This window comes from Stenotrophomonas sp. YJH_SMC_80, from assembly GCF_059372495.1.
The window spans coordinates 14,669-28,017 of the sequence record NZ_JCAFVP010000003.1 but is presented as its reverse complement, the minus strand read 5'-3'; the positions used below and the strand labels follow the sequence as shown (position 1 = coordinate 28,017).

The 13,349-nt window shown below is 66.2% G+C and carries 9 protein-coding genes; 1 reads left to right on the top strand and 8 read right to left on the bottom strand.

Annotated elements, in window-relative coordinates:
• Window positions 1-100 precede the first annotated feature (100 nt).
• The 4 genes from AC5P99_RS05890 to radA form a co-directional block, all read right to left on the bottom strand.
• Window positions 101-565, bottom strand: a complete 465-nt coding sequence (locus tag AC5P99_RS05890; protein ID WP_088431002.1) for a YqhG/Tai3 family protein — start codon at window positions 563-565, stop codon at window positions 101-103.
• A gap of 92 nt (window positions 566-657) precedes the next feature.
• Window positions 658-2,964: a tetratricopeptide repeat protein gene (locus AC5P99_RS05885; RefSeq protein ID WP_088436064.1), complete on the bottom strand. Its 2,307-nt coding sequence runs from the start codon at window positions 2,962-2,964 to the stop codon at window positions 658-660.
• 48 nt (window positions 2,965-3,012) lie between these two features.
• Window positions 3,013-4,869: an ATP-binding protein gene (locus AC5P99_RS05880; RefSeq protein WP_164222408.1), complete on the bottom strand. Its 1,857-nt coding sequence runs from the start codon at window positions 4,867-4,869 to the stop codon at window positions 3,013-3,015.
• A 121-nt stretch (window positions 4,870-4,990) separates the two neighbouring features.
• The gene (gene radA / locus AC5P99_RS05875) at window positions 4,991-6,367 is read right to left on the bottom strand and encodes a DNA repair protein RadA (RefSeq protein ID WP_005408586.1); all 1,377 of its coding nucleotides are present in this window, start codon (window positions 6,365-6,367) and stop codon (window positions 4,991-4,993) included.
• A gap of 151 nt (window positions 6,368-6,518) precedes the next feature.
• Here radA and AC5P99_RS05870 point away from each other — a divergent pair, with 151 nt between their 5' ends.
• A complete protein-coding gene (locus tag AC5P99_RS05870; protein ID WP_005412645.1) occupies window positions 6,519-8,576 on the top strand; it encodes a putative bifunctional diguanylate cyclase/phosphodiesterase in 2,058 nt (685 codons plus the stop codon).
• A gap of 492 nt (window positions 8,577-9,068) precedes the next feature.
• On the opposite strand, the gene cyoD is transcribed toward AC5P99_RS05870, so the two are convergent.
• The 4 genes from cyoD to cyoA are packed head-to-tail and all read right to left on the bottom strand — an operon-like array spanning window position 9,069 to window position 13,085.
• Window positions 9,069-9,410 (bottom strand): cytochrome o ubiquinol oxidase subunit IV, encoded by a 342-nt coding sequence (gene cyoD / locus AC5P99_RS05865; protein ID WP_005408584.1) that lies wholly within the window; start codon window positions 9,408-9,410, stop codon window positions 9,069-9,071.
• The gene (cyoC, locus tag AC5P99_RS05860) at window positions 9,410-10,048 is read right to left on the bottom strand and encodes a cytochrome o ubiquinol oxidase subunit III (protein ID WP_005408583.1); all 639 of its coding nucleotides are present in this window, start codon (window positions 10,046-10,048) and stop codon (window positions 9,410-9,412) included. The genes cyoD and cyoC overlap by 1 nt, the downstream gene beginning before the upstream one ends.
• Window positions 10,045-12,042 (bottom strand): cytochrome o ubiquinol oxidase subunit I, encoded by a 1,998-nt coding sequence (gene cyoB, locus AC5P99_RS05855; protein ID WP_005408582.1) that lies wholly within the window; start codon window positions 12,040-12,042, stop codon window positions 10,045-10,047. Before cyoB ends, cyoC begins: the two co-directional genes overlap by 4 nt.
• Window positions 12,043-12,044: 2 nt before the next feature.
• Window positions 12,045-13,085 (bottom strand): ubiquinol oxidase subunit II, encoded by a 1,041-nt coding sequence (cyoA, locus tag AC5P99_RS05850; RefSeq protein ID WP_005408581.1) that lies wholly within the window; start codon window positions 13,083-13,085, stop codon window positions 12,045-12,047.
• Between the last annotated feature and the right edge of the window lie 264 nt (window positions 13,086-13,349).

Here is a 13,349-nt window from a genome sequence, read left to right as displayed (position 1 = left end):
GAAGTGTGCCGACCAACGGTCGGCCCCCACCCAACATCACCTGGTAGTGCCGGCCGCTGGCCGGCAACTGGACCGCACCCTGCGTGGATGCTGCCGCCGGTCAGGGCACCGGCTGCGCCAGGATCTTCCGCACCGAACGGCCGCTGTTGGTGAGGATGTCATCGACCTGCCAGCAGCCCTGGCCCTGGCGCACCATCGGCAACCGGGTCACGTAGGCCTTTTTCCAGACCAAATAGCGCATTTCTACCTGGCCAGTGGTCGCCGAGGCCTCTTTCCAGCTGTAACGCACGGGGCTGTCGATGTCGCCATCCTGCGCATCCAGCCACGGATCGGAATCGATCGTACAGATGCCCTCCTCGCGCTGCTGGCAGGCACGCTCATCACGCAGCGCCTTGCCGAAGGCCGCGCTGACCAGCGCGGCCGGCGGATCCAGCAGATCACCGTTGCCGGTCGTCGCCTCGTAGAAGGCGCGGGCCACAGCCGCAGGCTCCCGGCAGGCGGGAGCAGCCTGCACGGTGGGGGCCAGCAGCAGCCCGGCGATCACGAACATCCCTGTATTTCGCATGTATTTCTCCTTGAGGTAGTGCCGGCAGCTGACCGGCACTACAGGATATCCCGGTGCTGCCGGCCAGCGGCCGGCACTACCCGATACCCGGCTTACAACCCGTAACGCTCGATCACGTCCAGGTGCGGCTGGCGATCCTGGTCGCAGGCTTCGGCCAGGCGCAGCCAGCAATGCGGATGCGGCCACGTCGCGGTCTGCTGCTGGAGGAAGCGGTGCAGCGCCAGCGGTGCATGGTCCTGCGGCTGGGCCACGGTGAACAGCAGGCCGGGCAGCGTGCCGTCTTCCACATCGGGGTCGGTGACGGTGTAGTCCGGGCGGCTGTGCGACCACACCTTCCAACCCTGTGCTTCGGCCGCCTCGACGAAGACGTTCCAGGCCTCTTCGCCCGGGTGCGCGCCATCGATCATCCAGCTGCGGGCGAAGCCGCCGCGTTCCAGCACATGCACCTGCGCATAGGTCGGGATGAAATGCTCGCGTGCTTCCTCCTCCTCGGGTGCCGGATGCACCAGCGCGGCATCGAACACCACCCAGTCGCCCACCTGCTGGGCGCGGTTGGACGGCGCGTTCTCGACGATGCGCGCGGTCACCGGCCCGCTGCGACGGGCGTAGTACTCCATCGGCTCACCGTTCTCTTCGCTGCGGATGATCACCCAGCCCCACGGCTCTTCGACCACGCCTTCCTGGCTGGACAGCTCCATGCCGATCGCCTTCGCCGAGCGACGCACGGCGTCCCAATCCCGCGCCGCGCTGGCGGCACTCATGTGGTCCCAATGCGCGGCATTCGGCTCTTCCAGCAATTCAACCAGCTGCGCATAGCAGGCCTGTGCTTCGCTGAAGCGGCCGGTTTCCATGTACATGCGCGCCAGCGTGCCGCGCGCGCCGTGCGAGCCCGGAGACAGCTCCAGCAGGGATCGGGCCGCCTGCTCCAGCGCCGGCCAGTCGGACACGCGGCGTGCACGCTGCACCTCGCACCAGTGCGCGAACACCGGCACGCTGCCACGGTAGAGATCGGCCAGCTGGCGCAGGCCATCGTCGTCGCCCTGCTCGGCCAGCCAGCGCATCAGCGTGTAGGCCGCGGGACCATCGTACTGCGCATGGCCGCGTACGAACCGCCACAGCAGCGCGCGCGCCTCGGGCTGCGCGCCGCAGGCATTGAGTGCGCTGGCCGCCATCTCGGCCAGCGCCTCGTCATCGGGCAGCTCGGCATGCGCCTGCAGCAACCACTGCGCTTCGCGCTCGGGATCGCGCGACTGGTTCTGTTCGCCCTGCGCGTCCAGCCATGCCAGCAGCTCGCCCGCCGGCACCGGCAGCGGTGCGACATCCGGCAACGCGTCGATGCGCGCGGCCAGGCCGGCCACCAGCGCCGCAGCACCACGATCCTGGCGCAGCTGCGCCAGATGGGTGCGGGCCAGTTCCAGCTGCCGCAGTGCCACCCAGCGCGCGCCACGCTGCAGCGCCAGCTCCAGGCTCAGCGCTGCCACTTCGATCAGCAGGCGATGCGATCCGACCCGGGCAAAGTGCTCGATGATCGTGTTGAAGCGCGTGCCCAGATCCCAGGTGTTGCGCGCAGGATCCCGCTGGCAGAGCGCGGCGGCGGTGTTGGCCCACAGGCGCCAGTAGTTCGGAGTCAGCTCGCTCCACGGCACCAGCTGCTGCAGCGCCTCTTCGTCGCGGCCCAGCTGGGCCAGCGCCCAGGCCTTGGACAGGCGGCGCGGCACCGTGCAGTTGGCCGGTTCGTACTCTCCGGACGCAGCAACTTCGGCCTCCCGCTTTTCGATCAGCGCCAGTGCCTCATCGGCACGGCCCATTCCCAGCAGGATCTTGATCTGCATCTCCGGGAAGCTGTCGAACACTTCCTTGCCACAGGCCTCCACGGCATCGGCCTGCGCCTGCAGGTAATCCAGCGCCGCCTGGCCACGACCATCATCGAGCAGCGCATCGGCCTTCTCGCAGCTCAGGCACTGGAAACAGGCCCAGCTCGGATCGATGCGACCCAGTGTTTCATCGCAGACTTCGATGCGCTCGGGCACCCAGCCCGGGCCATCGATGTTGCCATAGCAGGCAGCCAGATCCTGGGTCACGCAGATCGACTGCGGGCATTCCAGCGTGTCATCACGGTGCGCACGTTCGAACAGCGCCACCGCTTCGCCCAGCGCGCTCTCGCCTTCGACGCGGTTGCCGACGCGGTTGCGCAGCGCCCAGTGGCCGACATAGACGTCGACCCACGGGTTGTCCAGTGCCTTGCCCAGCGCACGCGCTTCGGGCAGCAATGCATCGACGCGGTCGATCTGCAGTTCACTCACCTCGTCGGCGAGACGGTTCAGCAGGTGCGCGTTCTGCGCCTGGCCGGCCTGGCGCAGGTCACCCTGCAGTTTTTCGACCCAGTTCCAGATGTCCATGGGGTAAGTGCTCCTGTCTAGCGAAGGCTGGATGAGAAGGTACGGTGCTCAGCGCAGCATCTGCTGCAGGGCACCGGCAATATCGGTAAAGGCGCCGTTGAGATCCGGGCCGGGCGTAGCGTTCGCGTGTGCCAGCGGGCGGCCCTGCGCGGCGACGATGATCTTCAGTGAGCGCAGCAGACGGGCTGCGGCTTCGGCCTGTGGATGCCCCTCGCGCTGGGCGCGCAGCAGCGCCTGCACTGCCGGGTTGTCGAGATTGAGATACAGCCGCGACGGCGCGCGCGACTCGATGCGTGCGGTGAACTGCCGGGCCAGGCGCAGCGCGGCCATCGACACGCGCTTGTCGTTCTCGTCGTCTTCCAGGCGCTGCTTCAGCTCGGCTTCGCGGTCGGGCACCACCACCACCGGCAGCGACTCGGGGCTGAAGCGTGCCGGCAGCAACTGTTCGCCGTCGCCCAGCTGCTCGCGCAGCCATGCCAGTTGCGCCTCGTCGAGGCTGTCATCGCTTCGGAACAGTGCACGGTTACCCTGCTCGGTCCCCAGTTCAACCAGGCGCAGGCCCTTGGCCTGGGCCCAGCGACGCAGGAACGGCACGACTGCATAGCGGTGGCCATGCGCGACCGGTACCCCCATCGCGCGGAACAGCATCTCCTCGAAGCCACCGCCATTGTCGAGAATCACATGCACGGCACCACGCGCCGGCAGCGCACTGGCCGGCAGGTCGCCCTGCGAAGTCGGCACGCGCACGTGCTCCAACAGCAGGTCGAACAGGCGGTCATCGCACAGCGCCGCGCCCAGCAAGGCCTCATTATGGCGCGTGAGAACGCGTCGCCAGGCTTCCGGCTGCTGCCGTGCGACGTCGGCCAGGCCATCAATCAGCGCCTCCAGCAGCGCGTGCTGCACGGCCCGGTACTGGTCATCGCGCTGCAGGTCTTCGCGGCTGGCGGTGGGCGTCAGCCGCGAGGATTCGATCACCCCGCCGATGAAACCGGCCCACGGCGGCAGCAGGTCGCGCGCATCGTCATCCAGCAGCATGCCGCGCACGAACACCGAAAGATTGCGGTTGTCACTGGTGCCGTAGGTAGCGCCGTCCTGGACCCACAACAGGCCGGTGGCATCGCTGTCGCCATCCGCGCGCAGTGGCACGGTGACGATCGGCTCGAAATCGTGCTCGAAGCGCGCAGCGAACTGCAGCGCCTGGCGACGCGCCTGTACCGGATGCACGACGACGTCACCCTGGCTGCGCCACGGCGGCGGCTCGGGGTTGAGCGCCTCGGCCGCAGCACCGATGAAGATCGGCTCGGACAGCAGCGCGCAATAGCGGCCCAGCACCTCGTGCAGGCGCGCCTCGTTGGCCAGCGGCAGGAAGTCCGGATGCAACTCCAGTTCCACTTCGGTACCGACCGCACGTGCCGGCACTTCACTGACGGTGTACTGCTCGGCATTGCTGGACACGTACAGATGACCCAGTTCCGGCGTCTGGTACGAGGTGGTACGCACGCTGACCCTGCGCGCCAGCACGAAGGCCGACAGGAACCCGAGGCCGAACATGCCGATCAGGCCTTCATCGTCCTCCCCGCCCTGGCGCAGGCCCCGGGTGTAGCCGACGCCCACGGTAGCCAGGTAGTCATGGATTTCCTGGCGGGTCAGGCCGGCACCGGTATCGGTGATGCGCAGCACGCCGGCAGCGGCATCGACCTGCACCGAGATGCGCGACGGCACTTCGATGCCGGGCTGCTCGATGCGGCGACGGATGATCGAGTCATGCGCGTTCTGCACCAGCTCACGCAGCGCCACCACCGGGGTGGAATACAGGTGCTTGCCCAGCACCGTCATCAGTCCATTGAGATCGACCCCTGCGCGACGGATTTCGGCGTTGGGGGCGGTGAGCGTGGTGTCCTGCATGTAATCGTTTACTCCTGGGCACGGAAAGACGCCAGAGGGCGCCTTCGTCGAGCGGGAAAAACTAGCACAGGCAGGCTGACCGTTGCCGTATACGACGTTTGTAGAGGCAGGGCCGCGCGCATCACGCCGCGTCGATAGCCTCGGACAGGCGCTCCACCGCGATCACTTCCATGCCCTTCACCGAACCGCCCTTGGGCGCGTTGGCCTTGGGCACGATGGCGCGCTTGAAACCATGGGTGGCCGCCTCGCGCAGGCGGTCCTCGCCGTTGGGCACCGGGCGGATCTCGCCGGACAGGCCAACCTCGCCAAAGGCAATCGTCTTTTCCGCCAGCGGCCGGTCCTGCAGCGAGGACAGCACCGCCAGCAGCACCGGCAGGTCGGCCGCGGTCTCCTGTACGCGGATACCCCCGACCACATTGACGAACACGTCCTGGTCGCCGACCAGCACGCCGCCGTGACGGTGCAGCACGGCCAGCAACATGGCCAGGCGGTTCTGCTCCAGGCCGACCGCGACACGGCGCGGGTTCGACAGCGGCGATGCATCGACCAGTGCCTGCACCTCCACCAGCAGGGGCCTCGTGCCCTCGCGGGTGACCATCACGCAGCTGCCCGGCTGATGGGTGCTGCCGCCGGACAGGAAGATGGCCGATGGATTGGAGACTTCCTTCAGGCCCTTGTCCCCCATCGCGAACACGCCCAGTTCGTTGACCGCACCGAAGCGGTTCTTGAACGCGCGCAGCAAACGGAAGCGGCTGCCGCTCTCGCCTTCGAAGTACAGCACCGCATCGACCATGTGTTCGAGCACGCGCGGGCCGGCGATGCCGCCCTCCTTGGTCACGTGGCCGACCAGGAACACGGCGGTGCCGGTCTCCTTGGCGAAACGCACCAGCCGCGCTGCGCTCTCGCGCACCTGGCTGACCGAACCCGGCGCGGCGGTCAGGCTCTCGGTCCACAGGGTCTGCACCGAATCGGCCACGATCAGCCGCGGGCCCGCCCTGGAGGCATGCTGCAGGATCGACTCGACGCCAGTCTCGGCCAGCGCGTTGACCCCATCCAGTGGCAGTTCCAGCCGGTGCGCACGACCGGCCACCTGTGCCAGCGACTCCTCGCCGGTGACGTACAGCACCGGCAGTTCGGCCGCCATCTTCGCCACTGCCTGCAGCAGCAGGGTCGACTTGCCGATGCCCGGGTCACCGCCGACCAGCACCACCGCGCCCTCGACCAGGCCACCGCCGAGCACGCGGTCGAACTCGCCGATGCCGGTGCTGACCCGGCGGTGCTCGGTCTGCTCCACGTCCTTCAGCGCGGTGATCTTCGGCGGATCGATCTTGCCCGCCCAACCCGCCCGGCGCGACGCCGGCGCTTTGGCCGCCGCCGCGCTCTCCAGCACGATTTCCGACAGCGAGTTCCAGGCGTTGCACTCGGTGCACTGGCCCTGCCACTTGCTGAATTCGGCGCCGCATTCATTGCAGACGTAGGCGGTGCGGGCTTTGGCCATCGGATGATTTCCAGCAACGGGAACAGGCGTGGCAGGATAGCCGAGCCGGGTCGCAGGTGCTGCGACCGCTCAAGTCCCGCCTGCCCGCGCCGATAGCTGTCGCGGGCGTGCGCCTTGCGGGCGCCCCCCTCCCTCCCCCTCTGGATTCAACATGACTGGCAGTTACAGTCAGAGCCTGGTCGCCATCTCCCTGCTGGTGGCCATTCTTGCTTCGTACACGGCGCTGGACATGGCCGGCCGCCTGGCCACCGCCGAGGGCCGCGTGGCCCGCTGGTGGCTGGCCGGCGGCGCGGCGGCGATGGGCCTGGGTATCTGGTCGATGCATTTCATCGGCATGCTGGCCTTCGACCTGCCGATTCCGGTCGGCTACGACCTCGGCATCACCCTGTACTCGCTGGCCGTGTCGATCGGCGCCTCGGCCTATGCGCTGTGGCTGGTGTCGCGGTCCAGCCTGCCCTGGCGACGTCTGTTGGCCGGCGCCGTGCTGATGGGCTTGGGCATTGCCACCATGCACTACCTGGGCATGGCCGCGATGCGCATGCAGCCGGGCATCGACTATCACCCGGGCTGGTTCGCTGCCTCCATCGCGGTTGCCATCGGCGCCGCCGGTGCGGCGCTGTGGATTGCCTTCCGCCTGCGTGCCGAGCAGCGCAACACCACGCGCCTGCGCCTGCTCGCCTCACTGGTGATGGGCCTGGCCATCGTCGGCATGCACTACACCGGCATGGCCGCGGCGCGCTTCCCGGAGGGCAGCATCTGCGGCGCGGTCGGCAGCGGCGGCATCGACACGCGTTGGCTGGCGGTGCTGGTGATCGTCACCACGGTGGCGACCCTGGGCATCGCCCTGGTGGCCTCGCTGTTCGACCGGCAGATGCGCGTGCGCACCGGGCTGCTGGCCGATTCACTGGCACACGCCAACGACAGGCTGATCCAGGCCGCCCTGCACGACCCGCTGACCCAGCTGCCCAACCGCATGCTGCTGCAGGACCGCATCGAGCAGGCCATCGAGAAGGCGCGGCGGCGCAACCAGGCGGTGGCGGTGATGTTCTGCGACCTGGACGGCTTCAAGGCGGTCAATGATGCGTACGGACACCAGCTGGGAGATCGCCTGCTGGTGGCGGTGGCGCAGCGTATCGGCGGCCTGCTGCGGCCACAGGACACCTTCGCCCGCCTCGGCGGCGACGAGTTCGTGATCGTGCTGGCCATCGATGTTCCCGACGATGCAGTGGTGGTCGCCGAGCGGATCATCGCGGCGGCGGGCGAACCGTTCCTGCTGGATGCAGCCGAGCTGCAGGTCAGCGCCAGCCTGGGCATCGCCCTGTATCCGGCTGATGCCGGCAACGAGCGCGAGCTGATGGCACACGCCGATGCAGCGATGTACCACACCAAGGAGACCGGCCGGAACGGCTATACGTTCTTCACCCCCTCGATGCAGCTCAGTGCCAACCGCCAGCTGCGCCTGCTGCAGGACCTGCGCAAGGCCATCGCCCGCGACGAGCTGGTGCTGCACTACCAGCCCAAGTTCCCTGCCGCCGGCGCACCGGCCACCGGCGCCGAAGCGCTGCTGCGCTGGCAGCATCCCGAGCTGGGCCTGCTGGCGCCGGATGTGTTCATTCCCATCGCCGAACGCAGCGGTCTGATCCTGCCGATCGGTGACTGGGTACTGGACCGTGCCTGTGCACAGCTGCGCGCGTGGCACGATGCCGGACATTCCGAATGGTCGATGGCGGTGAACCTGTCACCGTTGCAGTTCGCCTCGCCGGCGCTGCTGGACAGTGTGCGCGAGGTGCTGCAACGGCACCGCATCGAGCCGGCGTGCCTGACCCTGGAGATCACCGAGACCACGGCGATGAAGGACGTGGACGCCAGCCTGGCGATTCTCAACGACCTGACCGCGATGGGCGTGCACATTGCCATCGACGACTTCGGCACGGGCTATTCCAGCCTGCTCTACCTGAAGCGCATGCCCGCCACCGAACTGAAGATCGACCGCGCGTTCGTGCACGATCTGGAATGCAATGAAGAGGATGCCGCCATCGTCTCGTCGATCATCGCGCTGGGGCGCACCCTGCAGCTGCAGGTGGTGGCAGAGGGCGTGGAGACGCAGGCACAGCGCGAGTACCTGAGCGAACTGGGGTGTGATCAATTGCAGGGTTACCACCTGGGCCGACCGATGGACGCCGAGGAATTCCTGCGCCGGGTGGGGTGAGACCCCATCCACGCATGGCGTGGATCTCCTGGTAGAGCCGGCCGCTGGCCGGCTTCCCGCAATTGCCGGCCAGCGGCCGGCACTACCCCCTGTGCCGGCCATGCCAGGCGGGATGAGGCCGATGGCTTTGGGGTCGGATCCCTTGCTGCAGGCAAGGATTCAGCCCCATCCACGCATGGCGTGGATCTCCTGGTAGAGCCGGCCGCTGGCCGGCTTCCCGCAACTGCCGGCCAGCGGCCGGCACTACCCCCTGTGCCGGCCATGCCAGGTGGGATGAGGCCGATGGCTTTGGGGTCGGATCCCTTGCTGCAGGCAAGGACTCTGACCCCATCCACGCATGGCGTGGATCCTGGTAGAGCCGGCCGCTGGCCGGCTTCCCGCAATTGCCGGCCAGCGGCCGGCACTACCACTGCGCGTGCCATTCCCGGTGGGCGCGACAAACAAAAAGGCCGCCCGAGGGCGGCCCTTCTGCGTGGCAACGTCGCACGGACGTCAGTGCATCATGTGCACGTTCATGTTGTGCATGACCCACAGGGTACCGACCACGATGATGCCGATCACCACCACGGTGAAGGCCGCAGCGTTGACGTTCCAGCGGCTTTCCGAAGAACGGTCCAGGTGCAGGAAGAACACCAGGTGGACCAGCATCTGCAGCACTGCCGTGATCGCGATCACCACACCGTTGACGGTGCGCGAGAAATCACCCGACATCACCATCCAGAACGGGATGACGGTCAGCACCACCGCCAGCACGAAGCCGATCAGGTACGACTTCACGGTGCCATGGCTTTCGCCGCCGGTGCCGTGGTCGTGTGCATGGTTGTCATGTGCCATTACAGCGCTCCATTGAGGTAGACGACGGAGAACACGCCGATCCAGATCAGGTCCAGGAAGTGCCAGAACAGGCTCAGGCACGCCATGCGGGTCTTGTTGGTCGGAGTCAGGCCGTACTTCTTCAGCTGCACGAACATCACCAGCAGCCACAGCAGGCCGGCGCTGACGTGCAGGCCGTGGGTACCGACCAGGGCGAAGAACGCCGACAGGAAGGCACTGCGGTCCGGACCGTAGCCCTGGTGGATCAGGTGCTGGAACTCCCACACTTCCATGCACATGAAGCCGAAGCCCAGCAGCCAGGTGATGCCCAGCCACAGGTACATCTGGCCCATCTGCTTGCGGTGCATGGCGATCATGCCCAGGCCGAAGGTCAGCGACGAGGTCAGCAGCAGCGCGGTTTCCCATGCCACGAACGGCAGTTCGAACAGGTCCTTCGCGGTGGGGCCACCATCGGTGCCGCCTGCCAGCACCACGTAGGTGGCGAACAGCGAGGCGAAGATGAGGCAGTCGCTCATCAGGTACACCCAGAAACCGAAGACGGTGTTGCCGCCGGTGTCGTGGTGCTCGTGGTCGTCATGGCCATGGGCCGCCGCATGCGCGGCGTGCCCGTGGCTCAGGGTCGAGGTATTGGTGCTCATGCCTTCAGCTCCGACTTCACCAGGCCCTGGGCTTCCAGGTGCTTGCGGTGTTCGTTCTCGATGCGTTCCACCTCGGCGGCCGGGACCCAGTAGTCCACGTCCTGGTCGAAGGTGCGGTAGATGAACGTGGCGATCATGCCGACGAAGCCGACGATGGCCAGCCACCAGATGTGCCAGATCATCGCGAAGCCGAACACCAGGCTGAAGGCACCGATGACAACGCCCGTGCCGGTGTTGCGCGGCATGTGGATGTCGGTGTACTTGGCCGGCTTCGGCCAGGCTTCACCACGCTGCTTGCGCTCCCAGAAATCGTCCAGTTCGGTGACTTCCGGCAGGGTGCCGAAGTTGTAGAAGGCCGGCGGCGAAGAGGTTTCCCACTCCAGCGTACGGGCATCCCACGGGTCGCCGGTCAGGTCGACGGTCTTCTTGCGGTCGCGGATCGACACGGCCACCTGGATGATCTGGCACAGGATGCCGGCACCCACGATGAAGGCACCTGCGGCGGCGATCAGCAGCAGCGGCTCGTAGGCCGGGTTGACGGTGCTCTGCAGGCGACGGGTCATGCCCATGAAGCCCAGCACGTACATCGGCATGAAGGTCACGTAGAAGCCGATGAACCAGCACCAGAACGCGCACTTGCCCCAGAACTCGTTGAGGCGGAAGCCGAACATCTTCGGCCACCAGTAGGTGATGCCGGCGAACATGCCGAACACCACGCCGCCGATGATGACGTTGTGGAAGTGGGCGATCAGGAACAGGCTGTTGTGCAGCACGAAGTCGATGGCCGGGATCGCCAGCATCACGCCGGTCATGCCGCCGATGACGAAGGTGACCATGAAGCCGATGGTCCACAGCACCGGGGTGGTGAAGTGCACGCGGCCGCGGAACATGGTGAACAGCCAGTTGAAGATCTTCACGCCGGTCGGGATCGAGATGATCATCGTCGTGATGCCGAAGAAGGCATTGACGTTGGCACCCGAACCCATGGTGAAGAAGTGGTGCAGCCACACGATGAACGACAGCACGCCGATGCAGGCGGTGGCGTAGACCATGCCCTTGTAGCCGAACAGCGCCTTGCGCGAGAAGGTCGCGATGACTTCGGAGAACACACCGAACGCCGGCAGGACCAGGATGTACACCTCCGGGTGACCCCAGATCCAGATCAGGTTGATGTACAGCATGGCGTTGCCGCCACCGTCATTGGTGAAGAAGTGCGTACCCAGGTAACGGTCCAGGGTCAGCAGCACCAGGGTGATGGTCAGCACCGGGAAGGCAGCGACGATCAGCACGTTGGTCACCAGGGCGGTCCAGGTGAACACCGGCATCTGCATCAGCTTCATGCTGGGGGTACGCATCTTCAGGATGGTGATGAAGAAGTTGATACCGCTCAGCGTGGTACCCAGGCCTGCCACCTGTAGACCCCAGATGTAGTAGTCCATGCCGACGCTTGGACTGTATTCGATGCCCGACAACGGCGGGAACGCCAGCCAGCCGGTGGCAGCGAACTCACCGATCCACAGCGACAGCATGATCAGCACAGCGCCCGACACGAACAGCCAGAAGCTGAGCGAGTTGACGAACGGGAACGCGACGTCGCGCGCACCGATCTGCAGCGGCACGGCCAGGTTCATCAGGCCGGTGATCAGCGGCATCGCCACGAAGAAGATCATGATCACGCCGTGGGCGGTGAAGATCTGGTCGTAGTGATGCGGCGGCAGGTAACCCTCGGACCCGCCGACGGCGAGCGCCTGCTGGGTACGCATCATGATCGCGTCGGAGAAGCCGCGCAGCAGCATGACGAAGGCGACGATGAGGTACATCACGCCGATCTTCTTGTGATCCACCGAGGTGAACCACTCCTTCCACAGATAGCCCCACAGCTTGAACTTGGTGATCAGGGCCATGACGCCCAGGCCACCCAGCACCGCGCCGACCAGGGTGGTCAGCACGATCGGATCGTGGGGGATCGACTCAAGAGAGAGTTTTCCCAACATGTTCATTCTCCCGAACCCGCGTGGCCAGCATGGCCAGCGTGTTCGTGTTCGGTGGCATCCAGGTTTTCACCCGATTCCTTGGAATCATGCGCGTCACTGGGGGCATGCCCCTCGTGCGCTTCATGGCTGGCGGCATCGGCAGCGGCGGCACCGGCGTGCGAGTGCTTCATGCCGTAATGCTTGTTGTCGCCCATGTGCTTGGCGATGACCCAGTCGAACAGGCCTTCTTCGGTCTTGCCGAAGTAGGTGACCGGATACCACTCGGCGTTGCGTGCTTCACCCAGGGCCTTGAACGAGGCCTTGTCCAGGGTCTGCTCACCGGCACGGACCTGGTCCAGCCACTGGCGGTATTCGGCATCGGTGACCGAGTAGGCGGTGAAGTGCATCTTGGCAAAGCCTGCGCCACTGTAGTGCGAGGACATGCCCGGGAATTCACCGGTCTCGTTGGCGATCAGGTGGAGCTTGGTCTCCATCGCAGCCATCGAGTAGATCATGCTGCCCAGGTGCGGGATGAAGAAGGCATTCATCACCGAATCGGACGTGATCTTGAAGTTCAGCGGCGTGTTGACCGGGAACTTGATTTCGTTGACGACCGCCACCTTCTCTTCCGGATAGATGAACAGCCACTTCCAGTCCAGCGAGATCGCCTCGATGGTGACCGGCTTGACGTCCGATTCCAGCGGACGATACGGGTCCAGCGCGTGCGACGAACGCCAGGTCAGGACCGCCAGCACCAGCACGATCATGCAGGGAATGGACCACACCACCACCTCGATCGCCGTCGAGTGGGACCACTTCGGCTCGTAACGGGCCTTGGTGTTGGAGGCGCGATACTTCCACGCGAAGGTCAGGGTCATGATGATGACCGGGATGACGACCAGCAGCATGAGCACGGTGGCCGTGATCAGCAGGGTCTTCTCATCCTGGCCGATCTGGCCCTTCGGACTGAGGATGGCCACGGCATCGCAGCCGGTGAGCATCACCAGCAACGACAGCAGCAGGCCCGGGCGCAACCAGCGCCCAAGGGTTTTCAACGGAATCATCGGTCGATCCAATTGCGAGGGAATGCCGTTCCCCGTCCTGCCTGTTCCGGCCAAAGCCGGTCCCACCGGTCCGGAAGACAGGTAGGGAGGTGGGTCGAGTCAGCCTTTCAATTTTAGGCCGTCACCCACCATTTAAGAAAGGCATTGACATTGATCGAGCGCAGGAAAGGCCCGATTCTGGCTGCGACACGTTGTCGCACCGCGCGGGCGCGGCGGGGCGCATGACCCAGGGCGGCATTCCGGCCCTGGACGTTCGCGGGCCGT

Excerpts from the sequence above, each read along its gene's own strand:
- AC5P99_RS05890 (WP_088431002.1), bottom strand. The coding sequence starts at position 565 with ATGCGAAATACAGGGATGTTCGTGATCGCCGGGCTGCTGCTGGCCCCC.
- AC5P99_RS05885 (WP_088436064.1), bottom strand. The coding sequence starts at position 2,964 with ATGGACATCTGGAACTGGGTCGAAAAACTGCAGGGTGACCTGCGCCAG.
- AC5P99_RS05880 (WP_164222408.1), bottom strand. The coding sequence starts at position 4,869 with ATGCAGGACACCACGCTCACCGCCCCCAACGCCGAAATCCGTCGCGCA.
- radA (WP_005408586.1), bottom strand. The coding sequence starts at position 6,367 with ATGGCCAAAGCCCGCACCGCCTACGTCTGCAATGAATGCGGCGCCGAA.
- AC5P99_RS05870 (WP_005412645.1), top strand. The coding sequence starts at position 6,519 with ATGACTGGCAGTTACAGTCAGAGCCTGGTCGCCATCTCCCTGCTGGTG.
- cyoD (WP_005408584.1), bottom strand. The coding sequence starts at position 9,410 with ATGGCACATGACAACCATGCACACGACCACGGCACCGGCGGCGAAAGC.
- cyoC (WP_005408583.1), bottom strand. The coding sequence starts at position 10,048 with ATGAGCACCAATACCTCGACCCTGAGCCACGGGCACGCCGCGCATGCG.
- cyoB (WP_005408582.1), bottom strand. The coding sequence starts at position 12,042 with ATGTTGGGAAAACTCTCTCTTGAGTCGATCCCCCACGATCCGATCGTG.
- cyoA (WP_005408581.1), bottom strand. The coding sequence starts at position 13,085 with ATGATTCCGTTGAAAACCCTTGGGCGCTGGTTGCGCCCGGGCCTGCTG.